Source organism: Shewanella sp. FJAT-51649, assembly GCF_019457435.1.
GTDB lineage: Bacteria > Pseudomonadota > Gammaproteobacteria > Enterobacterales > Shewanellaceae > Shewanella > Shewanella mangrovisoli.
This window is the reverse complement of record NZ_CP080411.1, coordinates 4,350,371-4,375,270: the sequence shown is the minus strand read 5'-3', so window position 1 is coordinate 4,375,270 and position 24,900 is coordinate 4,350,371. Positions and strand designations below refer to the sequence as shown.

Genomic DNA, 24,900 nt, shown 5'->3' with positions numbered 1-24,900 from the left:
TGGCTGGCTTTTATGCAAGGCAAAGTTCGTGCAGTGTAGTTATTCTACATAAACGGACGATAACGCGGCAGAAAAACCAGCCCAATGCTGCCCGAAGGGTTCGTCTGGCAAGCCCTTGCTCTGACTTTCTGTCATAAGAGCCGCTCGTCATTTGAGTAGAATAACTACACATCATTCCTCGTTTCGCGAGCACGTGCTTGCCAGAACGAACAAAATTTAATCTCGAAACGTCAACACGCCCTAGTTATTTTAGTGAGTGCTAAAGTTTTAAGTTGGTTTTTAAGAAGCTCAGCATCTGATCGTAATACTTGGCTCTATGCTCATCGTTATAAAAACCATGGCCTTCGTTATTCATCACCAGTTTTTGGTAGGGATAATTATGGGCTTTGAGAGCTTTTTCGAGTGATTCGAGTTGTTCAATCGGCGCTCGCTCATCGTCACCACCGTGCACCAGTAAGAGGTTTGCTTTCAATTTAGCAACGTTTTCTGAGGGAGACATGGCTTTTAGGGTGGCTTTGTCTTGGCCGAGTACGTCCTTAAGATAACTTGTTCCTGAGCGTGTTCTGGCGACGTCACCTTCATCAAACATCAACTCCAGATCATACACACCGGCAAACCCAACCGCGCATTTAAACATATCGGGCGCTAATACGGCGCTTTGTAGTGCGCTATAGCCGCCAAAGCTACCGCCTGCGATACACACTCGTTCCTTATCGGCAAAGCCTTGACCAATCACATATTGAGTTGCATCGATAATATCGTGCTGAATATCTGATCCCCACTTTTGATAGCCTGCTTGCTCGAAACGCTCGCCATAACCACCTGAGCCACGGAAGTTAACCTGCAACACCGCCATACCATTTTGAGCAAGTAGTTGGTTTTGTGGGTCAAAACCCCACCAGTCACGAATGCCATGGGGACCACCATGGGGATTCACGACCAAGGGTAAATTTTTGGCTTCTTTGCCGAAGGGTAAGGTTAAGTAGCCATGGATTTTCTGGCCATCACGGTTGGTGAAACTAATAGGTTTAACCTCCGCCATTTTTTCGGGGTCGAGCCATTTGCGGGCCGCAGTTAGATACTCTAGCTTGAGCTTTTTCGTATCAAACAAATAGTAATCACCGGGATTGCGATCGTTAAATGCAATCACCACTAATTGTTCGCCATTACGGGTTTCGCTGACGATCTGCACCTGATGCCCCGGCAAGGCCGCGAGTAAATCCTTAAGCAGTTTGGCATGGTTATCGTTGTTATCGACAAAGGCATAACTGGGGTAGCCATTTTCAAACTCAACGGCATACAGCTGCTTATTGGTGCCGTTGATCCAGAAGTTGCTCGGATCGACCGCTTCATCTTGAATAATCTCAGCCTTCTCGCCCGTTTCGAGATTGATGCGATATACGCCTAAGGTTTCGTTACCCACTCGGCCTGCGGCGTAAATACTATTTTTATTATCGGCGAAGGAGATAGGCTTGAAATCGCTTAAGCCAAGGTTGAGTTTGTCGGTGTTTACCCATTCGCCATCTTTGCGGTAAAAGACTTTAGTGATGTTTTTGCCATCTTCCCCAGCCACAAAGCGGACTTCACCCTCATGGTCTGTCATAAAGCGAGCTTGGCCAATGGGAGAACCTGTAATGCGCTTACGCGTGCCGTTAAATAGGTCTACGCGGTAGACATCCTGCAGCAATTCAAAGTTTAAGTTCGATTCATTATTCCAAGGAATCGCATTGACCAGCATATAACGCTCGTCATCAGGCAGAGGGTCGAGAATAAAGGCGGTGGCGCGCATTGGGGTGTTTTTCTTGATATTCGAGCCAGTTTGTTGCTCGCCGCTGTTATAGCCGAATAGGTACGCCTTGCGAGAACCATCGGCGTTGACCGCCATTAATTCACCGTAGTATTGGGGCACATCGGTCCAGCCCTTAAGGTATTCTTTTGCCAGTACAATGCGCTCGCTATTGGCCCATTCATAGGTGCCTACCTGCGCGTTGCTCGGGAAGCGAATTGCATTAAGCATTTTTTTGGTTTTAGCATCGAGTACTAAAAGTACATTCTTGCCTTCGACACTGGTGATTGCACTTAAGTATTTGCCGGTAGGCGAGATCTTGACGTTAGAGTACTCGTTACCGCGACTGAATAATTGGGATTGTGACAGGGCATTTGTCGCCGAGGTTTCGGCCGCGAATGTACTGAAAGACATAATAGGCAAGCAAATTACGGCCAATGCAGCAAATGGCAAAGATTTCATCTGACATCCTTGTAATATTATTGTGTTTTTTGTTTTGAAAATGTTTACTTGAGATTAAAATAAAAGAAATACCGATACAAGGCGTGGGGGATAAAAGAAAGGACGGTGATTACCGTCCTTTGTATTGAAAAATCATTAGCTTTGCAACAGCTGATGCTGAATAAAGCGCCACTGTTCATCGAAGTGCTGCGTTGGTTTGAGTTTAAACTCGCTGCGCACAAATTGGGCGATTCGCCCTTCGGCGAAGGCTAACAGCAAATTAGCTAAAATAGCCTCATCTAAATTAAAGCCTTTCCCTTCACGTAGGGTTTTTTCCCGCAGAATTTGCTTGAGTTGGGTTTCAATTTTGGCAAATAGGGTGCTGATACGACTGCGTAGACGCTCGTTTTCACCTAAGAGTGCATCGCCATTGAGTACCCGAGAGATCCCAGGGTTGCGCTCGGCGAAAATCAACAGCAGTTGTAGCACCAATTGGCAACGTCTCATGGTGTCTTTTTCATCGTCCATGATGATGTTGATGCGGGAGAGTAGTGACTCTTCAATAAACTCAATTAACCCTTCAAACATCCGCGCCTTACTCGGAAAGTGGCGATAGAGTGCCGCTTCCGATACACCGACCTCAGAGGCGAGTTTAGCGGTGGTAATACGTTGTCCTGGGCTGGTTTCTAGCATTTGCGCTAGGCATTGCAGTATGTGTTCACGACGATTAATTTTTGGGCTTACAGCCATTGCAGTATCCTTGCTCAATATCGATGCTGGTTATTTAGTGCCAGAATGGCCAAATCCACCTTCACCACGATCTGAGCTGTCGAACTCATCAACGAGTTTGAATTGTGCTTGTACCACTGGAACAAACACGAGTTGTGCGAGACGATCACCAATTTCTAAAGTGAATGGGGTATCGCTGCGGTTCCAGCAAGAAACCATCAAGGGACCTTGATAATCTGAATCGATAAGCCCAACCAGATTGCCGAGTACGATACCGTGCTTATGGCCAAGGCCTGAACGGGGCAGGATCACGGCGGCAAGGCCTGGGTCTGCCACGTGGATGGCGATGCCCGTAGGGATTAACTGAGTCTCACCTGGGGCTATCGTCATTGTGGTATCTATCATGGCGCGAAGATCCATTCCCGCGCTGCCAGGCGTGGCATAGGCGGGCAGAGGGAATTCAGAACCAATACGGGAATCGAGGATCTTTAATTCAATCGGTGTTTTCATTTATTTTGTTTTTTCTTTCACTATCAACGAAAGTAATTGCCGAGCCAACGTGAGTTTATCGGTAGCAGGCAAATCTTGACTACCCTGCGGCCAGAATACACGCAGGGCATTGGCATCGGCATTAAAGCCAAGGCCAGCAACGGATACATCGTTTGCGGCGATCATATTCAAGTTTTTGCGTTTGAGTTTATCGCGGGCGTAGGTTTCTACATCATGGGTTTCGGCGGCAAATCCCACCACAAAAGGACGGTTTGCCAAGCTTGCGACCGTCGCTAAGATATCAGGATTCCTCACCAGCGCAAGTTGCATTTCTTCGGCGGACTTTTTGATCTTACAGTCCGCAATATCGCTGACGCGATAGTCGGCAACCGCCGCGCAGCCAATGAAAATATCTTTTTTATCAACATTATCCATCACAGCGTCGAGCATGTTTTGCGCGGATTCGACATTGATTCGCGTCACCCCCTCAGGGGTTGCTAAATTTACTGGACCTGAGACCAAGGTCACAGCGGCGCCCATGTCGGCGGCGGCTTTTGCTAAGGCGAATCCCATCTTGCCTGAGCTGTGATTAGAGATATAACGCACCGGATCGATGGCTTCGCGGGTTGGTCCTGCGGTAATGAGCACCGACTGGCCCGCTAGCGGCTGAGTTTCCTGTTCAGCATAGACATCTTTTGTTGCAAAAAAGCGACTGGCTAATTCTGCGATTTCTAACGGTTCGAGCATACGACCAGGGCCTACTTCGCCACAGGCTTGGCTGCCGCTGGCGGGGCCCCACAGGGTATAACCTCGGCCTTGTAAACTCGCTAAATTGGCTTGGGTGGCTGCATTGCGATACATCTGCTGATTCATCGCGGGACACAGGGCTATCGGCGCTTCGGTCGCAAGACAAGTGGTGGTGATAAGCTCATCCGCCATGCCCGCATTGATACGGGCCAGTAAATTCGCGGTGGCGGGGGCGATAATCACTAAATCCGCCCAGCGCGCGAGCTCGATATGACCCATTGCCGCTTCGGCAGCGGGATCGAGTAAACTTGATGCCACGGGATGGCCTGATAAGGCTTGCAGAGTGAGAGGGGTAATAAATTCCATGGCGCTCTGGCTCATCACCACTCGCACATCAAAGCCGCGTTCTTTTAAGCGGCGCACTAAATCCGCACTTTTGTAGGCCGCTATGCCGCCACCAATACCCAGTAGGACGTTTTTCGTTATCAGGCTCACAGACATCATCCGAGATTGAAATAATGTCGCCAACCATACCACAAAGCGACTAATTGGCGTGACTGTCCCAGTTCAAAAAATCTCGTCCATACTTGTCTAAAGTGAAAATTCGCGCTGACAGGGAGGTCGTATGGCGATTAAGGATTGGCCCGAGGGCGAAGGCCCGCGGGATAAATTATTAGTAAAAGGCGCCGCCCATCTCTCGGATGCAGAATTACTGGCCGTTTTACTGCGAAATGGGCTGAGCGGATTGAATGCGGTCGATCTTGCACGCTCACTCATTCATGAATTTGGTGGATTAAGAAGCTTACTTTGCGCACCAAAGCATCAGGTGTGTCGACTTCCGGGCGTGGGACCTGTAAAATACGCCCAGCTTCAAGCCGCGGCTGAATTAGCGAGGCGTGTGGCACAAGAAAACCTGCAGAGAGGTCAGGTTTTGACAAATCCCGATTTAACTCGGGATTATTTAATGAGACAATTAGCTGACCGCTCCTATGAAGTGTTCGCAATTTTGCTGCTGGATAGCCAGCATAGAGTGATTCAATTCGTCGAATTATTCCGCGGAACAATAGATTCAGCTTCGGTGTATCCACGTGAAGTGGTGAGCCTAGTGCTGGAGAAAAAGGCTGCTGCCGTCATAGTGTGTCACAATCATCCGTCTGGTATTGCCGAGCCCAGTCAGGCTGACAGACGAATAACTGAGCGATTAAAAAATGCGTTAGCAACCATAGACGTATCCTTACTGGACCATATGGTTGTTGGTGATCGAGAGATAGTTTCCTTCGCGGAACGAGGCTGGATTAATTAATCTAACGCTTGATCTTACCTCTATGATCGTGTATAAAATGCGCCCTCTTTGTGCCTCGGGCGACGGCCATACGAGGTACATTAATGCTCGAGCGTTAAAATTGTTTTTTGGAGAAGACTGACATGTCAAGAGTATGCCAAGTTACTGGCAAGAAGCCGATGGTTGGTAACAACCGTTCGCACGCAAAAAACGCGACCCGTCGTCGTTTTTTACCTAACCTGCAAAACCACCGTTTCTGGTTAGAAGAAGAAAAACGTTTCGTACAGTTACGTGTATCTACTAAAGGTATCCGTCTGATCGATAAGAAAGGTATTGAAGTTGTTGTTGCTGAACTTCGTGCCCGTGGCGAGAAGGTGTAATAGATCATGGCTAAAGCTAAAGGTAATCGTGAGAAGATCAAATTAGTTTCTACAGCTAAAACTGGTCACTTCTACACAACTGAAAAAAACAAGCGTAACATGCCAGAAAAAATGGAAATCAAAAAATTTGATCCAGTTATTCGTCAGCACGTTATCTACAAAGAAGCAAAAATCAAGTAATCCTTGTTTAGTGTTTCGAGAAAAGCCCCTTATCTAAGGGGCTTTTTTTTGGGCTTTTTTTGGCTTCTGGTCATCAAGTTGAGATAAATCTGCCCCATACTTGGCCAGTGCAGCTAAATCACATCGAGTTAAAAAAATGTGATCATTTATCAAAAATGCAATTTTTTGAAAATATAAGCACTTTATTGTATTAAAACTGCATTTTAATGAGAATAAATTCTTTATTGGTGAATTAAAATGCAATACTATACGCGTGTTTTAGTCATTCACTCCTGGTGTGTCATGTTGGCATTGCCAGCTCTAATATGAGGTGTAAACAACGCGTGCGTACCACTGAACTGGTTGATGGATTTCGTCATTCTGCCCCTTACGTCAATGCCCATAGAGGGAAAACCTTTGTGGTGATGTTGGGTGGCGAGGCTTTAGCACAAAATCAATTTCGCGGCATTTTAAATGACGTGGCCCTGTTGCACAGTTTAGGCATTAAAGTGGTGTTGGTGTATGGCGCGAGGCCGCAAATCGATGCGGCGTTGGCAGCCAATGGGATTGAACCCGCCTACCACGAAGGTGTACGTATCACCGATGAAGACTCGCTTAAAGTGATCAAGCAGGTCGCGGGCGCATTGCAGTTTGATATCACCGCGCGTTTATCGATGAGCCTAAGTAATACGCCGATGCAAGGCGCGCAAATCAACTTAGTCAGCGGTAACTTTGTGATCGCCCAGCCTCTGGGGGTCGATAATGGCGTGGATTTTTGTTTAAGCGGCAAAGTGCGCCGTATCGATACTCAAGGGCTTAAGCGTCAGCTCGATAACCACTGTATCGTGTTGATGGGGCCGATTGCTGCATCCGTCACTGGCGAAAGCTTTAACCTCACCGCCGAAGAGATTGCCACTCAAGTCGCGATCAAGCTGAAGGCCGACAAGATGATTGGCTTTAGTTCGCAAAACGGTATCCTCGATCGCAATGGCGATGTGATTGCCGAATTAATGCCAAATGATGCGCAAAACATTCTGACTAAGCTCGCTGAGCAAGGTTCAGCCTGTGTTGGCACTATGGCTTTTCTCAAGGCGAGTATTGATGCGTGCCGCAATGGTGTGCCCCGTTGTCATTTGGTCAGTTATCTCGATGACGGTGCTTTGCTGCAGGAGTTATTCTCCCGTGAAGGGATAGGTACGCAAATCGTAACAGAAAGCGCTGAGCGTCTGCGCCGCGCGTCGATTAGCGATATTGGCGGCGTACTAAACTTAATTCGTCCCTTGGAAGAGCAAGGCATTTTGGTGCGCCGCAGTCGTGAGCAGCTTGAGATTGAGATCGAGCAGTTTATGTTGATTGAGCGTGATGGCTTAGTGATTGGCTGTGCGGCCCTGTATCCCTTCGAGGAGGATAATGCCGGGGAGTTTGCTTGTTTGGTAGTACACCCAGATTATCGCGATGCAGATAGGGGCAGTTTGCTGCTGAAAAACATCATAGGTCAGGCGCGTAGCCGCGGCTATTCCCGTTTGTTTGCCTTGACTACCCGCAGCATTCACTGGTTCTTAGAGCATGGCTTTGTGATTGAAGATGTGGAAGCCTTACCGCAGAAGAAAAAGCAGCTGTATAACTACCAGCGCCGCTCTAAAATTCTCGCCCTCGATCTGTAAGCTTTTCACGCTTGATAAGATGCCAGCCTAGCGCTGGCATTTTTATTGACATAATATGTCTTTGTTGGCAGATTAAGCTTTTCTTCCTTAAGGACTGTCCACCATGGTGACTCAGTTTTTCTCCCTCGCGCCTCTGACTCAAACCTCCATTTTAAGCTTTATTATCTTGCTGCTAGGTTTGGCTGGTGTGCTGTGGATGTTGTGGGTTAAACCTATGCCGAAAGTGGCGAAATCGGCGAGCTTAGGTATTTTGTTAGTGATGATTGGCGGATTTGCTTGGGTGTTTTATCAATCCCATAATGCTGAAATCGCGCTAACCGACACCGAGCTAAAACTCGATATTCCCTTCTATAAAGTGCAGTTAGCACGCTCCGAGCTGCTGGTCGAGCAGGCGCGCATTATCGATTTGAAGCAGGAGGCGGATTTAGCACCTAGCTTTAAAACCAATGGTATCGGTATGCCAGGATTTCAACTCGGCTGGTTTAATCTAAAAGGGAAGGGTAAGGCATTTGTGGCTGTGACGGATAAATCCGAACTAGTGCTAGTGCCAACGACGCGAGGCTACAATCTGCTTTTGTCTGTGCCCGAGGGCGAAAGGTTTATTACCCAGCTACAAAAATAGCTGTTAAGTACATGCTCACTTAACCACTATTTTTGCAACTGTCGGCTGCGGCGTGATGTTATTGCGCCGTTTTGCGTTTATAGGCCATATCGAATGTGAACACCAACAGGGCGCTCCAGATAAAACCAAAGGTGATGCTCTTCTCGGCATCGAAGGGTTCATTGAATAAGGTTACCGCGAGGATAAACATAATACTCGGGCCGATATATTGGAAAAAGCCGAGCATAGACAATGGAATACGTACCGCCGCACCGGCAAAACACAATAGTGGAATTGTGGTGACAATCCCCGCCGCCATCAATAACAAATTAAGGTGCCAATCGTTGGTGAGCATATTCGCCGTGGCGCTATCTAAAGTCGCGACCAGATAAACCAATGCGACCGGTAGCAGAATGGCGGTTTCGACTAGCAGACCCGATTTTGCATCCACGTTGACCTTTTTACGCAGCAGCGCATACACCCCGAAGGTGCCCGCCAAGGCGAGGGAGACAATGGGAATAGAACCGAATGAGACTAACTGAATAAGCACGCCTGCACTCGCCAGCGCGACGGCAAACCATTGCAACTTACGTAATCTTTCTCCTAAAAACAGCATGCCGAGCAGCACATTCAGTAGGGGATTAATAAAGTAACCTAAGCTGGCATCGAGCATATGATCGTTGTTCACGGCCCAGATAAAAATCAACCAGTTGGCGGCAATCAGCAGGGAGGTGATGGTGAGCACGAGTAGCTGCTTTGGCTGTTTAAACAGTTGGCGCAGCTTTCCAAAGCCACCGATAAACAGCATGATGATCACCATAAACACAAATGACCAGATCACCCGATGCAGTAAAATTTCGGTCGCCGAAACATGGTGGAGTAGTTTGAAATATAAGGGCGCAAATCCCCACATACAGTAAGCACTGACGGCAAGTAGGATCCCTTTGCGGTATTCAGTATCAGGCATGAGACATCTTCGAAGGACAACAGGACGGCGATTGTAGGAGGCTATGGGAATTGACTCAAGGTGTGTGCGCCCGCCTTTTTCGTTACAGGATGTCTCTAATAACCAATGCTTAGCAAAAAGCAGAGGGAAACACCTGAATAATCAAGGTGTTTTCCTTTAACTTATCGATGATGAATGCGGTAAAAAATTTCTAAAAAACGATGTGTGACAACGGACTAGCCAACCATATAAGTGCCAGTGCCGAAGGCTATATGGGTTCCTTGCTCGTTATGAAGCTCCATGCGACATACCGAGACGCGATTGCCGGCACGGATCACGCTGCCCGTGCCAGTGAAAACCTGTCCACGCCCGGGGCGCAGGTAATCGACGCGCATATCGATAGTGCCTAAGGTTTGCAACCGTTGTTGTAACTCCTCCACAGTCCAATCATCACGACTAGCGACGAGCCCTGCAAAGGCGGTGAGCCCTCCGACCACATCGAGCACAGTAGCCGTGACCCCACCGTGGAGAATTTGTTGGTGAATATTGCCAATGAGTTCTGGCTTCATATTAATCACCACTTCGACGCCATCGATGTCGTAGCGTTTGATATCTAGACCCAATAAATTATGAAACGGTACGTGCAGATCAAACACTTCGGCAACACGTTTGAGTACTTCGGCTTGAATTGGGTTTGTCATGCTGTTCGTCCTTGTAGGCTGTAGGGCTTCTTAGAATAGGGTCGAAGCGTGCGCAATGGCGTTCGACTTAGAGCAATTAATCTACAGCCAAGCCTATGCCTAATGCAACTTAAGCCTTTGTGCGGGGAAATCGTTTGGGGTGTTGTGATAAGCCGTGGAAGTAGGCTAAGCCTATCCCATAGTTGTTCGCGCGGGGGCTGTTTGGGCAAGATGGCGCAAGACAGGAGCGATTCTGTCCATTAGAATAGGCGCCCTTACTTTTTAGCTAGAAGATCCATGGAAACTCAGTTACTCGACATACATGATGATCCGCTGTCGCAACGCCTCGCGCAGGTGTTTGGCTACCGTGACTTTAGGGACGGTCAGCGCGAGGTTATCGAACGTGTATGCAGTGGTGAGGACTGCCTTGTGATCATGCCCACTGGTGGCGGTAAGAGTCTGTGTTACCAGTTGCCCGCACTGTTGATGCCTGGCATCACTATCGTGGTATCACCGCTGATTTCATTGATGAAAGATCAGGTCGACAGCCTGTTGCAGACGGGTGTCAATGCCGCCTATTTAAACTCCTCGCAGCCGCGGGAGCAGAGTGTAGAGGTGCTGAGGCAGTTGCATCGAGGCGAGCTAAAACTGCTTTATGTGTCTCCTGAACGGTTACTTACTGGCGATTTTATCGAGCGCATGCGCTCCCTGCCGTTATCGATGTTTGCCATTGATGAGGCGCACTGCATCAGTCAATGGGGACACGATTTTCGTCCCGAATATGCCGCCCTTGGCCAGTTAAAGCAGCTCTTCCCCCATGTGCCCATGATGGCGCTCACCGCCACAGCGGATCAAGCGACGCGGCAAAATATTTGCGAGCGCCTAGGGATTAATCCCTTTAGGTTACTATCGAGTTTCGATCGGCCTAATATTCGCTATACGGTTGCCGAAAAACTCAATGCCGCGAATCAATTACGACAGTTTTTACTGCAACAGAATGGCAGTAGCGGCATTGTCTATTGCAGCAGTCGTCGCCGTGTGGATGAGGTGGCTGAACGGCTCACCCTACAAGGGTTTCACGCTAAGGCATACCACGCGGGTATGACGCCACAGGAGCGCGGTGAAGTACAAGATAGCTTCCTTAAAGATCAAATTGATATCGTGGTTGCGACCGTTGCCTTTGGCATGGGGATTAACAAATCTAACGTGCGCTTTGTGGTGCATTACGATATCCCTAAGAGCATCGAAGCCTATTATCAAGAAACCGGTCGAGCGGGGCGCGATGGACTCGAGGCCGAAGCCTTTATGCTGTTCGATCCTGCCGATATTGGGCGAGTGCGCCATCTTATCGAGCAGTCGGAGCCAGGGCCGCAGCAGCAGGTCGATTTCCATAAGCTCAATACCATGGCTGCATTTGCAGAGGCACAAACTTGTCGTCGCCAAGTGTTGCTGCATTACTTCGATGAGAGCGCGTTAGAGCCCTGCGGCAACTGCGATATTTGTCTCGACCCGCCTAAACGTTATAACGGCACCGAGGATGCGCAGAAGGTGCTGTCTTGCATCTATCGTCTTGGGCAACGCTTTGGTATCAATCACTTGATTGAAGTCTTGCGTGGCTCCAAGGGCGCTGCGATTGTGGATAGAGGGCACGATAAACTCAGCACTTGGGGCATAGGCAAAGACAAAAGCCATGAATATTGGTTGAGCGTGATCCGTCAGCTGATTCACTTAGGGCTTGCGAGCCAAGATATTACGCGGGGCTCGTCCATCACCTTAAACCCTTCGGCAAGGCCGATCCTTAAGGGCGAGGTGGCGCTAATGTTGGCGGAACCACGGATTCAACTGACTAACATTAAGCGCAAAGTCACTCAATCGCGGGCACCGCTGAATTACGACCGCAAACTGTTTGCGAGGCTAAAAGCCCTACGTCGTACTATTGCCGAGGAGCAGGATGTGCCACCCTATCTGGTGTTTAACGATGCGACCCTAGCGGAAATGGCGGCCATGATGCCTACCAGTCCCGGTGAAATGCTGGCGGTTAACGGAGTCGGTGAGCGTAAACTCAGCCGATTTGGCGACGATTTCCTCGATGAAATTGCCGCCTATTTAGCAGGGGAATAATCGCTTTGTGGGTCGCTCCCTTTGAGTTTACCTAATTGATTGATGCTCGCGCGCTTAACCAAAGAATCCAAAGTATCAAACTGTTGCATCACAGCAACGCCAATATTTACCTTACTTGTTCCTTGTAAGGTTTGGATGGTGGGGGTGATTTGACCGACGACTTTTTGCGCGCCCACGGCTGAGGTATAGGGTAGCACTATGACTATCTCGTCTATCGAATAGCGTAATAGTTTGTCCTGCTCACGTAGCTTGTCTTGTAACTTATCCATTAGCGCGGGCAGATCGACTTGGCGAATTTGGCTGGCATTGAGCAGCAACAGCGACAATGGATAATCGCCTTGCTTAGCGCTGTGAAGTGTCAACTCGAGTAGTTGCTGTGGTGGCAGATTTTGGCTGTCTGATTCAGCTGACGGTGCACGATTATTTTGTTTATCAATGAAATACCAAATGGCACCACCTAAAAAAGCCATGGCGACTAAAAATAACGTGCTATAGGCCCAATCGATATTGAGCTCTTTCAGTACCGAGTTGTGAGTTGGCTGATTCTCCTTGCTCGCCAGTTGTAGTCCTTGCTGATTTAATCTGGCCTTAAATTGCAGGATACGGGTGTTATTCATCGACTCGTTAGCAAGTTCTGTCGCATCGAAACGTTTTTGCAAATACTCGTAGGCAAGTTTGTAGTTGTCGTGGGTTTGATAATAATCACTCAAAATGCCATAAAACCATTTTAGATCAGAGTATTGCTTTAATGACTCGCCCTGTTCTATGGCGGAGTTCATAAGGGCTAACGCCGCTTCATCTCTATGTTGAGCAAACCGGATCTGTGCCAATAAACGGGTGGAGCGCATCATAGCTGCCCGTTGGTTTTGCAGCTTAAAAGTGTTCATGGCAATGGAGATGTATTCTTCGGCAGTGTCCATTCGTCCCTTATCGAGGGCGATTGAAGCCAAAACGGCATAACTATAGGCCAGTTCTAAGGGAGAGCCGATTTCAGGTAACAAGGCTTTTGCCTGTTTCTCCAGTTGGTCGCTGTATTCTCTATCTTGATTATCTAACGCGAGACGCGATGCGTTTAGTAGTAACACATGCCGTGCCTTCCCCTTAGCATCGGGACTGTTGAGTGCCAGATTGGTGTAATACATGGCTTGGGGTAAATCATGGGTTGCGTAGAGCAAACTGCCCATAGCGGCATAGACATAGGCCTGCGGCGGCCACACCCAATTTTGTGTCTGGGTATGAATATCGGGATAAATGTCGATAGCGATGCGTAAATCTTCGATGGCGGAGGAGAAGTTATCCGTGTTGGTATCCAGTTGCCCCCTTAACCGCAGTGCATCGATTAAGGCTTGAGGTTGCTGATAGCGTCTCGCGAGGGTAATCGCGGAATCGAGCAAAGGTAGGGCATCTTGGACATTATCATAATTGAGATAGGCATCGGCCTGACAATTCAAAAAGTAGGGACGTGCCTGATCGAGTTTTAGCTGTTTGGCACTGGCCTCGCCCATCTGGGCAAGGTTGATTGCCGCTTCATTTTCCCCTAATTGCAACAAGTTTTGGCACTTGAGCATACTGAGGCGAAGCCTATCAATATCACTAGAGTTATCAGCGGTTTGTTGTTTCTCTAGTGCGCTAATTTGCGTCAAAGCCTTGGTCGGATACTGATACATCAGTTCTGCAAGCACATCGAGTTGGTCGTTAGCACTGACCCCAAAAGGGAATAGCCATAACAACAGGCTAAGCGCTAAGACGCGAAAATCCATTTTTTGCTCCATACCATGCATTAATTCTAACATCCGTAACCGCGGGCGAGGATTATAACGTGTCTCAAGGCTTTTTTGCATAAAAAATGATTTTTTTGTTCAAATTTTGACTTGAGCCATTTTGTGGATTTTTCTCTACTGACAAGGGATTAACGAGAGTCTTGTCGAGTGAATATGGGTAAATTTTGCTATTTTGCAGCAAATAACTCGAAGAACATGAAAAAAATTGGGGTTGACACACTTAAGCAAGCGAGTTAAATATTAACCGTCCTTATTTTGAGTCAATAGAATAAATATTTAATTTAAATGAATAGAATTAGCAGCAAACTCGACCTCCTTCTTCTCTCTCTCGCGCCACAAACGCGGAGGTCTTAGTGTTGCTCGCTCGATAGATAGGCAAAACACTCATAAACCCCGCACCAATGTTGCGGGGTTTTTTGTATCTGAATACGGCAAAAGTTAAATAATGAACGGTGACGTTCCATGGAGAAGCGAGATGTCTAACAGAGTAATTATATTTGATACCACCTTACGTGATGGCGAGCAGGCGTTAGCGGCAAGCCTGTCGGTCAAAGAAAAGTTACAGATCGCCATGGCGTTAGAACGTCTCGGTGTAGATGTAATGGAAGTCGGGTTTCCCGTGTCTTCCCCCGGTGATTTTGAGTCGGTGCAGACCATTGCCCGTACCATCAAAAATAGCCGTGTGTGCGCCTTATCCCGCGCCTTGGAAAAAGATATCGATGCCGCAGCCCAAGCATTATCGGTTGCCGAACAGTTCCGTATTCATACCTTTATTTCTACCTCGACTATCCATGTGGAGAGCAAGTTAAAGCGCTCATTCGAGCAAGTGTTGGAGATGGCGGTAGGCGCAGTGAAGTATGCCCGCAGGTTTACCGATGATGTGGAATTTTCCTGCGAAGATGCGGGGCGCACGCCAATCGACAACCTGTGCCGTATGGTAGAAGCGGCGATTCACGCAGGGGCTCGCACCATCAATATCCCCGATACCGTGGGTTACACAGTGCCAAGCGAGTTTGGGGGGATTATTCAAACCTTGTTTAATCGCGTACCGAATATCGATCAAGCCATTATCTCCGTTCACTGCCATGACGACTTAGGTATGTCGGTGGCTAATTCGATCACCGCCGTGCAGCATGGTGCTCGCCAAATTGAATGTACCATGAACGGTATTGGTGAGCGTGCGGGTAACTGCTCCCTAGAAGAAATCGCCATGATCTTAGCGACGCGTAAGAATCTGCTGGGAGTTGAAACTGGGATCAATGCTAAAGAGATCCACCGCACGTCGAATCTGGTCAGCCAGTTGTGCAATATGCCGATTCAGTCTAATAAGGCAATTGTGGGCGCGAATGCCTTTACCCACTCTTCGGGGATCCACCAAGATGGCATGTTAAAGGCACAAAACACCTATGAAATCATGACGCCAGAGAGCATCGGCCTAAACCGTAACAACCTGAATATGACCTCGCGCTCAGGCCGCCATGTGATTAAGCATCGTATGGAGGAGATGGGCTACAGCGAGCAGGATTTCAATCTGGATGCCCTGTACGAACAGTTTTTACATTTGGCCGATAAAAAGGGTCAAGTCTTCGATTACGACTTAGAAGCCTTAGCCTTTATGGAAGCGCAAGCGGCGGAAGATAACTTCTATCAATTACAGCAGTTAGTGGTGCAGTCCGACTCCACAGAAGGTGTTGCCACGGCTACTGTACGCATCGATGTCGGCGGTGAAATTAAAACCGAAGCCGCGACCGGTAATGGTCCCGTTGATGCCGCATATAACGCCATTGCCCGTGCGACGGACCGTCGTATCGATATCATCAGCTACAAATTGGGCGCTAAGGGCGAGGGGCAAAATGCCCTGGGCCAGGTTGACATTACCGCGGTTTACCATGAACAAAATTTTCACGGTGTCGGCTTAGCGACCGACGTGGTTGAGGCATCAGCCCGTGCGTTAGTGCACGTGATGAACCTGACTTGCCGCGCCGATAAGGTCGCAGATTACAAACAGAATATGCATAAAAACAGAGAGCTGGGTGGCGTATAACCCAAGCAATATCGAGCATAAAGTTTTCACATTGAAGGAGTGAGCGGGCGTATGAGTTATCAAATTGCAGTATTAGCCGGGGATGGTATTGGGCCAGAAGTGATGGCCGAGGCGCGTAAGGTGTTAAAGGCGGTTGAGGCACGTTTTGGTCTTAACATTGAATACTCTGAATATGATGTCGGCGGTATCGCCATCGACAATCACGGTTGTCCATTGCCTGAGGCAACACTGAAAGGTTGTGAAGCGGCTGATGCCATTCTATTCGGTTCAGTCGGTGGTCCTAAATGGGAAAAACTGCCGCCGAATGAGCAACCAGAGCGTGGTGCATTATTGCCATTACGGGGTCACTTCGAACTGTTTTGTAACCTGCGCCCGGCGAAATTGCATGATGGTTTAGAGCATATGTCACCGCTGCGCAGCGATATTTCTGCTAGAGGTTTCGATGTTCTCTGTGTGCGTGAGTTAACGGGTGGGATCTATTTTGGTAAACCTAAGGGGCGCCAAGGTGAAGGTGAGAGCGAAGAAGCCTTCGATACCATGCGTTACAGCCGCCGCGAGATTGCCCGTATCGCACGCATTGCCTTCGAAGCCGCCCGCGGTCGCCGTAAAAAAGTCACTTCGGTCGACAAGGCAAACGTCTTAGCTTGCTCGGTATTGTGGCGCCAAGTGGTAGAAGAAGTGGCGGTGGACTTCCCCGATGTTGAACTGGAACACATCTATATCGACAACGCGACCATGCAGTTGCTACGCCGCCCCGATGAGTTTGACGTCATGCTGTGCTCTAACTTGTTTGGCGACATTTTATCGGACGAAATCGCTATGTTGACCGGCTCCATGGGCTTGTTGTCTTCGGCGAGCATGAATAGCACAGGCTTTGGTTTGTTTGAGCCCGCTGGTGGTAGTGCGCCGGATATCGCCGGAAAGGGTATTGCTAACCCGATTGCACAAATTCTGTCGGCCGCGCTGATGCTGCGTCACAGCTTAAAGCAAGAAGAGGCGGCAAGTGCGATTGAACGTGCAGTGAGTAAGGCGCTGAATTCTGGCTATTTAACCGGTGAGCTATTAAGTAGCGACCAACGCCATAAGGCCAAATCGACAGTCGAAATGGGCGACTTTATCGCCGATGCAGTTAAGGCAGGTGTGTAATGACGACTCCTTCAACATCAATTGCTCCGAAAACCCTGTATCAAAAGGTGTGGGATGCCCACGTTGTGGCAACCCCAGAGGGCGAAGCGCCGATCATTTATGTCGACAGACATTTGGTTCACGAAGTGACATCGCCCCAAGCCTTTAGTGGCTTAAAAGTGGCTGGGCGTAAGTTACGCGCTCCAGAGAAAACCTTCGCGACCATGGATCACAACACTTCGACGCGCAGTGCTAGCCTAGATGCTTTAAGCCCTATGGCACGCACTCAGGTCGAGACCTTGGCGCAAAACTGTAAAGACTTCGGCGTGCGCTTATATGACATTCACCATCCTAATCAGGGGATTGTGCATGTGATGGGGCCTGAGCTTGGCATTACCTTACCCGGCACTGTCATTGTGTGTGGCGATTCCCATACGGCGACTCACGGTGCCTTTGGCGCCTTGGCTTTCGGTATTGGCACTTCCGAAGTGGAGCATGTGCTGGCGACGCAAACCCTGCGCCAATTAAAAGCCAAGACCATGAAAATCGAAGTACGTGGTCAGGTTACCGATGGCGTCACCGCTAAAGATATCGTACTGGCGATTATCGGTAAGATAGGTATGGATGGCGGCACTGGCTATGTGGTTGAGTTTTGTGGTGAGGCCATTGAAGCGCTGTCGATGGAAGGGCGCATGACAGTCTGCAATATGGCGATTGAAATGGGCGCTAAGGCGGGCATGGTCGCGCCGGATCAAACCACGTTCGATTACCTAGAAGGCCGTGAGTTTGCACCAAAGGGTGAGGATTGGGCAGAGGCCGTCGCCGCCTGGAAGGCGCTGAAAACCGATGTTGGCGCTGAGTTTGATGCCACTGTAGTGTTAGATGCGGCCGATATTGCGCCGCAGTTGACTTGGGGCACAAACCCTGGACAAGTGGTTGCCATCGATGCACCCGTGCCGAATCCTGCCGACGAGGCAAATCCGACGATTCGCGCTAGCATGGAAAAAGCCTTGGACTATATCGGCTTAACCGCTGGCACGCCGATGACAGACGTTGCGATTAACAAAGTCTTTATTGGTTCTTGCACTAACTCGCGGATTGAAGATTTGCGCAGCGCGGCGAAACAGGCCAAAGGGCGTAAAGTGGCTTCGGGCGTTACGGCAATCGTAGTGCCGGGTTCAGGCTTGGTGAAGGCGCAGGCAGAGGCTGAAGGTCTAGATAAAATTTTTATCGAAGCAGGGTTTGAGTGGCGTTTACCGGGTTGTTCTATGTGTTTGGCGATGAACGATGACAGATTAGAAGCGGGCGATCGCTGCGCCTCGACCAGCAACCGCAACTTCGAAGGGCGCCAAGGTCGTGGTAGCCGTACCCATTTGGTGAGTCCTGCGATGGCGGCAGCGGCGGCGATCGCGGGGCATTTTGTCGATATCCGTAAACCTTACTAACCGTAATCCCAAGAGGAGAAGTTAATGCAACCTTTTACTAGCCATACCGGGCTTGCGGTCATGATCGACAGCGCCAATATCGATACCGATCAAATTATCCCGAAGCAATTTTTATCTAAGGTGACACGGGATGGATTCGGTGTGCATTTATTCCACGACTGGCGTTATCTCGATGATGCCGGGGATGTGCCTAATCCTGATTTTACTCTAAACAAACCTCGCTATAGCGGTGCGTCGATTCTGCTGGCACAGGAAAACTTTGGCTGTGGCTCCAGCCGTGAACACGCACCATGGGCGCTGGCGGATTTTGGCCTGCGCGCCATTATTGCCCCGAGCTTTGCCGATATTTTTTATGGAAACTCCATCAATAACGGTTTGTTGCCGGTGAAGCTGAGCGCGAATGAAGTGCGTCAGTTAATGGATGAGGTGGCGAGCGAAGAAGGCGCACAAATCACCGTGGACTTAACGACTTGTAAGGTGATATCGCCTTCGGGAGCTGAGTTTAGCTTTACACTGGCCGAGTCGGCGCGGCATAAATTGTTGAATGGTTTAGATGCCATTGGCTTGACCTTGTCCCACGGAGTGCAGATAGGCGAGTACGAATCACAAATCCCAAGCTGGCGATGCTAAGCATTCGGCGAACACTTGTACCTTAATGGATGTTAATCTTAAACGCCTAGTTCGAAAACTAGGCGTTTTTATTATCTACGCTTAAGCACTTAAATCTAATTTATTGTATTTATTGATTTAAAATGAGTGCCGTCTTTCCTGTGTTGCAATCAAAATGAGTGCTAGTGATTTATGCTGAATTTTAATGGGTAAAATGGCTTACATGTGTTTATAAGCTTTGTGTGTATTAATTTGTTGTTTTTAAACAAGTTTAATCGTGTGTGTAGTAGCTTTAAAAATGTTTTCAGCAAATGATGCTTCGCATTTTCACTTGTTATTCTTGTTTTAAAAGTGATTTATCTCACTAAAAATATTGAATGTCTTTTGATGGCTAGTTTTTTTGTCTGTTTTATTCCCGCTTGTTGCAAACATCTTCTGCATCGGTAAACTGCCTCGCATTCAATCTGGAGTGTTTGCTCTATTTTGTGTGAACGCCATTGTGACCAAGTTACTGGCACAGATAACAATAATATTTTCTGAGAATAACAATGCAAAAACGTCTTCTGACTTTGGCTGTGACTGCGGCCTTATTAAGCGCAACGACTCAAGTCCATGCAGCGGGTTTCCAACTGGCTGAATACTCAGCGACTGGCTTAGGCCGCGCCTTTGCCGGTGAAGCCGCAATTGCCGATAACGCTTCAGTACAAGGCCGCAACCCAGCGATGCTGACCTATTTAGAAGGCCGTCAGCTGTCTGCTGGTGGTATCTATGTGATGCCTAACGTGGATGTTAAAGGTGATGTGAGCTTAAGCTCGCCATTACTGGGCCCAAATCCCGTTGAAATGAAAGGCGGCGATGCCTTAGATGTGGCCGATGATGCGTTAGTGCCTAACTTCTATTATTCCAATCAGTTAAATGACCAATGGACTTGGGGTCTGGCGGTTAACTCTAACTATGGTCTGTCAACCGAGTTACCTAAAACCCACGCTGCGGCGATCTTCGGTAATAAAACTGCGGTGACCACTGTTGAGTTTAACCCTAACATCGCTTACCGCGTAAATGATGCTGTCAGTGTCGGTGGTGGTGTACGTATCGTTTACGGTGAAGGTGAAATCGGTGCCTCGTTACCGGGTTGGGTCGATGGCATTAAGCCCGCACTACCAGCACAAGTGTCTGCCATGCTACCACCGGGTGGCACTGAGCTGAAAAGCATGAAAGGCGACGACATTGGCTACGGCTGGCAACTAGGTACGAGCTGGCAGATTAATCCTGCACACCGTGTCGGTCTGGCCTATCACAGCGGTGTAAAGCTTGATTTAGAAGGTCATGCATCAGGTGTGATTTACGATGGCGGCCAAAATCTGTCGATTGAAGGTTACATTCCGCTCGAACTGCCTGCATTTGCCGAGCTGTCGTCTTATCACCAATTAACCGATAACTGGGCAATGCATGCCAGCGTTAACTGGACCGATTGGAGCGTATTCGATCAGTTAGTGGCTTACTTCCCTGGTGAAGTTAAACCAAAGGGTGACTTAGAGTCTGACTTAGTCAAAGAAGAGCACTTTGAAGACAACTGGCGCTTTGCCTTAGGTACCACCTATCAAGTCAGCAACGAATGGTTAGTGCGTGCGGGTGTGGCCTTAGATAAAACGGCGGCCACTAATGAATGGCGTACTACGACTATCCCTGACTCAGACCGTCTGTGGTTCTCTGTTGGTGCGGGCTATCAGGCAACTAAAAACCTGAATGTTGATTTTGCACTGACCTATATCCGTGCCACGGGTGATGCGCCAATCAACGAACAGCAAAATCTGCTTAACCTTGCTACAGTGAGTTTCAATGGTGAAGCGAGTGGTGATGTTTGGTTAGCCGGTATCCAAATGAGCTACAAGATGTAATCATCTAGCTGATGAAAAAGCCCTGAATCTTCAGGGCTTTTTTGTGCCTAAAATAACGTGGCTTGATGCGCATTTGCCAGATGTTGGCTGGTCATGGCCGCCAATTGCGAATATATTCAGAGCATAATCAATGAGTCATTAAGAATCTGCCGATTTGAATATGGCAGAGGACAAATAGGATAGTCGTGTGCAGAAAAAATACGTAGTGGCGTTAGATCAAGGCACAACCAGCTCAAGGGCGATTGTGTTTGACCACGATGCCAATATTGTCAGCGTCTCGCAGCGGGAGTTTACTCAGCTTTATCCAAACCCCGGCTGGGTGGAGCATGATCCCATGGAGATCTGGGCGAGCCAAAGTTCGGTGTTGATCGAATCCCTTGCCAGAGCGGGCATTCACAGCGATGAAGTGGCAGCCATTGGTATCACCAATCAGCGGGAAACCACTATTATCTGGGAAAAGGCCACTGGCAAACCCGTCTACAATGCCATTGTGTGGCAGTGTCGCCGCAGCTCTGAGATCTGCGAGCAACTCAAGGCCCAAGGTTTAGAAGATTATGTACGGGATAATACGGGACTCCTGCTCGACCCTTATTTTTCAGGCACTAAGATCAAATGGATCCTCGATAATGTGCCGGATGCGCGTGCGAAAGCCAAACGAGGCGAGCTCTTATTCGGCACGGTCGATACTTGGTTGCTGTGGAAACTCACCGAAGGCAAAGTGCATGTGACCGATCCCACCAATGCTGCCCGTACGCTGCTGTTTAATATCCATAGCCTGAGTTGGGATACTAAACTGCTCGAGGCGCTCGATATTCCTGCGGCCATGCTGCCCGAAGTGAAACCCTCCTGCAGTGTCTATGGCACAACTCGTATTGCCGGTGAGGGCAGCGAAATTCCACTCGCGGGGATCGCGGGCGACCAACAGGCGGCACTCTTTGGCCAGCTTTGTGTCGAGCCGGGAATGGCTAAAAACACTTATGGCACTGGCTGCTTTTTATTAATGAATACAGGTAATAAAGCCGTGCGCTCATCCCATGGGTTATTAACCACAGTGGCGGTCGGTGCTCAAGGTGAAGTGAATTATGCCCTTGAAGGCTCAGTATTTATGGGCGGCGCGACCATACAATGGTTGCGCGATGAGCTGGGGCTTATTCGCGATGCCAGCGATACCGAATATTTTGCCTCTAAAGTTGCGGATACCAATGGCGTGTATTTAGTGCCTGCCTTTGTCGGGCTTGGCGCTCCCTATTGGGATCCTAATGCCCGTGGCGCACTGTTTGGGTTAACGCGTGGCGCTAATCGCAATCATATTATCCGCGCGGCATTAGAGTCGATTGCTTACCAGAGTAAGGATTTGCTCGATGCCATGATTAAAGACAGCGGTGAGCGGCTTAAATCCCTTAAGGTGGATGGCGGCGCGGTTGCTAATGACTTCCTCATGCAATTTCAGGCGGATATCACCGACGTCGAAGTCTTAAGGCCAAGCGTGTGCGAGACCACTGCACTTGGCGCCGCCTTTTTAGCGGGACTGGCGGTTGGCTTTTGGACATCAGTGACCGAACTTAAGCATAAGGCCTGTATCGATAAACACTTCAAACCGAATATTGATGCGAGTCAAAGAGAGCGGTTATATGCGGGCTGGCAAGATGCGGTGGCCAGAACCCGGTCTTAGTTTCTTTTAGACTTGAAACACATAAGGCGCACCTTGAGGTTGCGCCTTATTCATTTACCGCAGTAAGTTAAACTTCGATATCGATGATGTGCTTACTGGGCGATTGTGCTGTGTCAGCGGTATCGTCAGTGACTTCGAGCACCACACCCTCTTTTAAGTCTTGTTGTTTGTCCGATGCGCGGCGTTTTTTATTGCGACTGGCGTTGTCGTTTTTGCGTCTTTCCCTGACTTTCACATCTAAGGTGGGCGGTAATTGCGACTGCGGGGTTTCATGGCTATCGGGCGCATTGGCGGTCGCACCGCTAACCTGATCGACGACCCGTTTGGGGGTAAATACGGGTTTTGCTGGCTGTGCCAGCATAGCGTAAAGACTGTCCAATCCACTCATAGCGCCTCCTTAATTGATAACCTCTTAGCTGCTTATCGGCCGGAGTTGCTTAATATTTAGACTATACGCCGATTTAAGCCTGTAGGCGACACTCCTTTACTGTTCTGACTGTGGCCAATATCTGTGTTGGGCTTTAGTGACTAATTCAAGTTTGCCAGGATGTGCCTCGTGTTGGCAGCTTAGGCGAATACCTTGTGCTAGCTCTGTGGCGGTGAGTTTATCCAGATCATAATCATTGGGGCTGGGCGGCTGCTCGACAAACCTGAGTTTACACAGGCCGCAGCGTCCGCCACCGCCGCATTGGGTTCTCAATCTTTCACGCCCTCGATTAATGCTCTCTAAATAAGTGCCATTGAGATCGGTGAATTCGGCGAGAGGCTGAGCGTCTTGAGTAAAAAGTGCCAGTTTTCCTATGGAGTTTTTGCGCCTCAAGAATGGCAGGGATAACTGACCTTGATGGAATTTATGCCCAAGGATGTAAATCCCCGAAAGACCTAACAACAGCGCGGCAATGCTGACAACTTGTACCAATAAGTGATTAAAACCAATGCCATTATCGGGAGCATAATCCATAAAATGCAGCATAAAGAGCAGATCCTTGAGATCCGATTGGCGATTTTGGTGAGCAAGAACCGTACCCGAGGCGGTATCGATATAAATCCGCGTTTCAACTTCATCTGCGGCTGTGAGCATGGCTACTGGGCCACTGGCGTCGAATGGCGTTTCGCGGGTGAGGATTTGCGGTGTGCTGAGTTCACCTGAGCCCGAGTAGCTCTGTTTGGCAATCGCGACTATCTCAGCATCGTTCAAGGATAGCGGCTTGAGTGATTCCGCCCAAAACCAGCGAGTTTGCTGAGTTGTAGTGAGCGCATACACGGCGCGTTCGAGCACTGAGGTTAGCTTAAGTTCGATAATGCCTTCTGCTTGATATTGTTGCAGTAGGTTTTCCGTGGGGGCGAGTGCAGTAGCGGGACTCGCGGTTTTATGAGTAGTGCGATATGGGTTAGCGTCCAAAAACCTCTCGTCAATTAGGTTAAAGGCAAGTCCTGTCACGACCCAAATCAATAATTGCAGGCCAACGATAAGTCCGAGCCATTTATGTAAGGTTTGTAGCAGCAAGCTAATAGGAAGCTTGCTGCCAGCGGTGCTGGTATGGCTCAGAGTCGAGAAGCTCATACAGCCTCCTCTGGGTTTTGGTTTCGAAAACTGATATAGGTCAAGGCGATACCAAAGAGTGCGGTCAACAGGGCGAGGCTTGTCATTAGCGTAAGTAACGGATTATGCACATTCTCCCGCGTCTCGTAGTCCATTATGTGCAGCATCCACATCACATCGAATAGTCGCCAATAATCATGGCGCGCGCTGACCACTTGTCCAGTGACTGCCGAGATATAGAGTGTCGAGTGCATGGTATCGTCTAACGTCAGTTGCCAAACGGGGAGTGCGCGGGCAGGGATTTCACTCGGAGCGTTCTGCTCAATGAATGTCGAGCCGATAAATTTAGCCTGACCCGTATAGACTCGCTGCGCAGCCTCGAGCGCCTGCTGTTTATCAAGCAGTGGTAATACTTCGCCAGTCTCACTGCTAAAGCGCTGTAATTTCCCAGCTATTTTAGCGCTGTACCAAAGTGAGTCTTGATAGGCATACAGGCTGATATCCGTCGCATCGGGATGCGCATTAGTAAAGTCCGCAAAGCTATAGGCGGGAGCATCCACTTGGAATATCGCCGTACTTGCCTTATCTACCAATAGTTTTCCGCGAATAAACTCTATATCCATCAGCACCATGTAGGCACCCGTTCCTAGCCAGATCAGCAATTGAATGGCGGTTATCAGTGCAAACCACTTGTGGCAGGTACGGATCTGAGTCGCTGTCATAACGTTATTCTTTGAGTTTATCCCGCGGGAGTTTTG

22 protein-coding genes are annotated in these 24,900 nt (G+C 48.9%); 12 read left to right on the top strand and 10 right to left on the bottom strand.

What is annotated here, in order from left to right:
* Positions 1 to 259: 259 nt before the first annotated feature.
* From K0H59_RS19115 to coaBC, 4 genes are all read right to left on the bottom strand, one after another.
* Positions 260 to 2,248 (bottom strand): S9 family peptidase, encoded by a 1,989-nt coding sequence (locus K0H59_RS19115; protein ID WP_220054054.1) that lies wholly within the window; start codon positions 2,246 to 2,248, stop codon positions 260 to 262.
* 135 nt (positions 2,249 to 2,383) lie between these two features.
* Positions 2,384 to 2,977: a nucleoid occlusion factor SlmA gene (slmA, locus tag K0H59_RS19110; RefSeq protein ID WP_011624325.1), complete on the bottom strand. Its 594-nt coding sequence runs from the start codon at positions 2,975 to 2,977 to the stop codon at positions 2,384 to 2,386.
* A gap of 30 nt (positions 2,978 to 3,007) precedes the next feature.
* A complete protein-coding gene (gene dut / locus K0H59_RS19105; protein ID WP_011624324.1) occupies positions 3,008 to 3,466 on the bottom strand; it encodes a dUTP diphosphatase in 459 nt (152 codons plus the stop codon).
* Positions 3,467 to 4,696, bottom strand: coding sequence for a bifunctional phosphopantothenoylcysteine decarboxylase/phosphopantothenate--cysteine ligase CoaBC (gene coaBC / locus K0H59_RS19100; RefSeq protein ID WP_088212311.1), 1,230 nt, complete (start codon positions 4,694 to 4,696; stop codon positions 3,467 to 3,469).
* A 121-nt stretch (positions 4,697 to 4,817) separates the two neighbouring features.
* Between coaBC and radC the strand changes: the two genes are divergently transcribed.
* The 5 genes from radC to K0H59_RS19075 all read left to right on the top strand — a co-directional run bounded on the left by radC (position 4,818) and on the right by K0H59_RS19075 (position 8,299).
* Positions 4,818 to 5,495: a DNA repair protein RadC gene (radC, locus tag K0H59_RS19095; protein WP_011624904.1), complete on the top strand. Its 678-nt coding sequence runs from the start codon at positions 4,818 to 4,820 to the stop codon at positions 5,493 to 5,495.
* A 122-nt stretch (positions 5,496 to 5,617) separates the two neighbouring features.
* Positions 5,618 to 5,854, top strand: coding sequence for a 50S ribosomal protein L28 (rpmB, locus tag K0H59_RS19090; RefSeq protein ID WP_006079870.1), 237 nt, complete (start codon positions 5,618 to 5,620; stop codon positions 5,852 to 5,854).
* A gap of 6 nt (positions 5,855 to 5,860) precedes the next feature.
* Complete coding sequence (gene rpmG / locus K0H59_RS19085; RefSeq protein ID WP_006079871.1) at positions 5,861 to 6,034, top strand: 50S ribosomal protein L33; 174 nt, start codon at positions 5,861 to 5,863, stop codon at positions 6,032 to 6,034.
* 323 nt (positions 6,035 to 6,357) lie between these two features.
* The gene (argA, locus tag K0H59_RS19080) at positions 6,358 to 7,677 is read left to right on the top strand and encodes an amino-acid N-acetyltransferase (protein ID WP_041412827.1); all 1,320 of its coding nucleotides are present in this window, start codon (positions 6,358 to 6,360) and stop codon (positions 7,675 to 7,677) included.
* Positions 7,678 to 7,780: 103 nt separating this feature from the next.
* Positions 7,781 to 8,299, top strand: coding sequence for a PH domain-containing protein (locus K0H59_RS19075; protein ID WP_220054053.1), 519 nt, complete (start codon positions 7,781 to 7,783; stop codon positions 8,297 to 8,299).
* Between the two features lie 58 nt (positions 8,300 to 8,357).
* On the opposite strand, the gene rarD is transcribed toward K0H59_RS19075, so the two are convergent.
* Together rarD and K0H59_RS19065 are read right to left on the bottom strand one after the other, a co-directional pair.
* A complete protein-coding gene (gene rarD / locus K0H59_RS19070) occupies positions 8,358 to 9,245 on the bottom strand; it encodes an EamA family transporter RarD (RefSeq protein WP_220054052.1) in 888 nt (295 codons plus the stop codon).
* 215 nt (positions 9,246 to 9,460) lie between these two features.
* Positions 9,461 to 9,925: a thioesterase family protein gene (locus K0H59_RS19065; RefSeq protein WP_220054051.1), complete on the bottom strand. Its 465-nt coding sequence runs from the start codon at positions 9,923 to 9,925 to the stop codon at positions 9,461 to 9,463.
* Between the two features lie 276 nt (positions 9,926 to 10,201).
* Between K0H59_RS19065 and recQ the strand changes: the two genes are divergently transcribed.
* Positions 10,202 to 12,025 carry a DNA helicase RecQ gene (gene recQ / locus K0H59_RS19060; RefSeq protein WP_220054050.1) on the top strand — a complete coding sequence of 608 codons (1,824 nt, stop codon included), beginning with the start codon at positions 10,202 to 10,204 and terminating at the stop codon, positions 12,023 to 12,025.
* Here recQ and K0H59_RS19055 read toward each other — a convergent pair.
* Entirely contained in the window at positions 12,007 to 13,785 is a 1,779-nt protein-coding gene (locus tag K0H59_RS19055; RefSeq protein ID WP_220054049.1) for a diguanylate cyclase domain-containing protein, read from the bottom strand. The two genes, recQ and K0H59_RS19055, sit on opposite strands and share 19 nt — an antisense overlap.
* A 496-nt stretch (positions 13,786 to 14,281) precedes the next feature.
* On the opposite strand from K0H59_RS19055, the gene leuA reads away from it, so the two are divergent.
* From leuA to glpK, 6 genes are all read left to right on the top strand, one after another.
* On the top strand, positions 14,282 to 15,850 hold the full coding sequence (gene leuA, locus K0H59_RS19050) for a 2-isopropylmalate synthase (protein WP_011718510.1): 1,569 nt from the start codon (positions 14,282 to 14,284) through the stop codon (positions 15,848 to 15,850).
* A gap of 51 nt (positions 15,851 to 15,901) precedes the next feature.
* Positions 15,902 to 16,996 carry a 3-isopropylmalate dehydrogenase gene (gene leuB / locus K0H59_RS19045; protein WP_220054048.1) on the top strand — a complete coding sequence of 365 codons (1,095 nt, stop codon included), beginning with the start codon at positions 15,902 to 15,904 and terminating at the stop codon, positions 16,994 to 16,996.
* Positions 16,996 to 18,420, top strand: a complete 1,425-nt coding sequence (gene leuC, locus K0H59_RS19040; protein WP_220054047.1) for a 3-isopropylmalate dehydratase large subunit — start codon at positions 16,996 to 16,998, stop codon at positions 18,418 to 18,420. Before leuB ends, leuC begins: the two co-directional genes overlap by 1 nt.
* A 24-nt stretch (positions 18,421 to 18,444) precedes the next feature.
* Positions 18,445 to 19,050: a 3-isopropylmalate dehydratase small subunit gene (gene leuD / locus K0H59_RS19035; RefSeq protein ID WP_220054046.1), complete on the top strand. Its 606-nt coding sequence runs from the start codon at positions 18,445 to 18,447 to the stop codon at positions 19,048 to 19,050.
* A 527-nt stretch (positions 19,051 to 19,577) separates the two neighbouring features.
* The gene (locus K0H59_RS19030; protein WP_220054045.1) at positions 19,578 to 20,927 is read left to right on the top strand and encodes an outer membrane protein transport protein; all 1,350 of its coding nucleotides are present in this window, start codon (positions 19,578 to 19,580) and stop codon (positions 20,925 to 20,927) included.
* A gap of 187 nt (positions 20,928 to 21,114) precedes the next feature.
* Entirely contained in the window at positions 21,115 to 22,599 is a 1,485-nt protein-coding gene (gene glpK / locus K0H59_RS19025) for a glycerol kinase GlpK (protein WP_220054044.1), read from the top strand.
* A gap of 67 nt (positions 22,600 to 22,666) precedes the next feature.
* Here the strand turns inward: glpK and K0H59_RS19020 are convergent, their stop codons facing one another.
* The 3 genes from K0H59_RS19020 to K0H59_RS19010 all read right to left on the bottom strand — a co-directional run bounded on the left by K0H59_RS19020 (position 22,667) and on the right by K0H59_RS19010 (position 24,864).
* Positions 22,667 to 22,987 carry a hypothetical protein gene (locus K0H59_RS19020; RefSeq protein WP_220054043.1) on the bottom strand — a complete coding sequence of 107 codons (321 nt, stop codon included), beginning with the start codon at positions 22,985 to 22,987 and terminating at the stop codon, positions 22,667 to 22,669.
* A gap of 96 nt (positions 22,988 to 23,083) precedes the next feature.
* Positions 23,084 to 24,163 carry a PepSY domain-containing protein gene (locus tag K0H59_RS19015; protein WP_220054042.1) on the bottom strand — a complete coding sequence of 360 codons (1,080 nt, stop codon included), beginning with the start codon at positions 24,161 to 24,163 and terminating at the stop codon, positions 23,084 to 23,086.
* On the bottom strand, positions 24,160 to 24,864 hold the full coding sequence (locus K0H59_RS19010; RefSeq protein WP_220054041.1) for a peptidase: 705 nt from the start codon (positions 24,862 to 24,864) through the stop codon (positions 24,160 to 24,162). Before K0H59_RS19010 ends, K0H59_RS19015 begins: the two co-directional genes overlap by 4 nt.
* Positions 24,865 to 24,900: the final 36 nt, after the last annotated feature.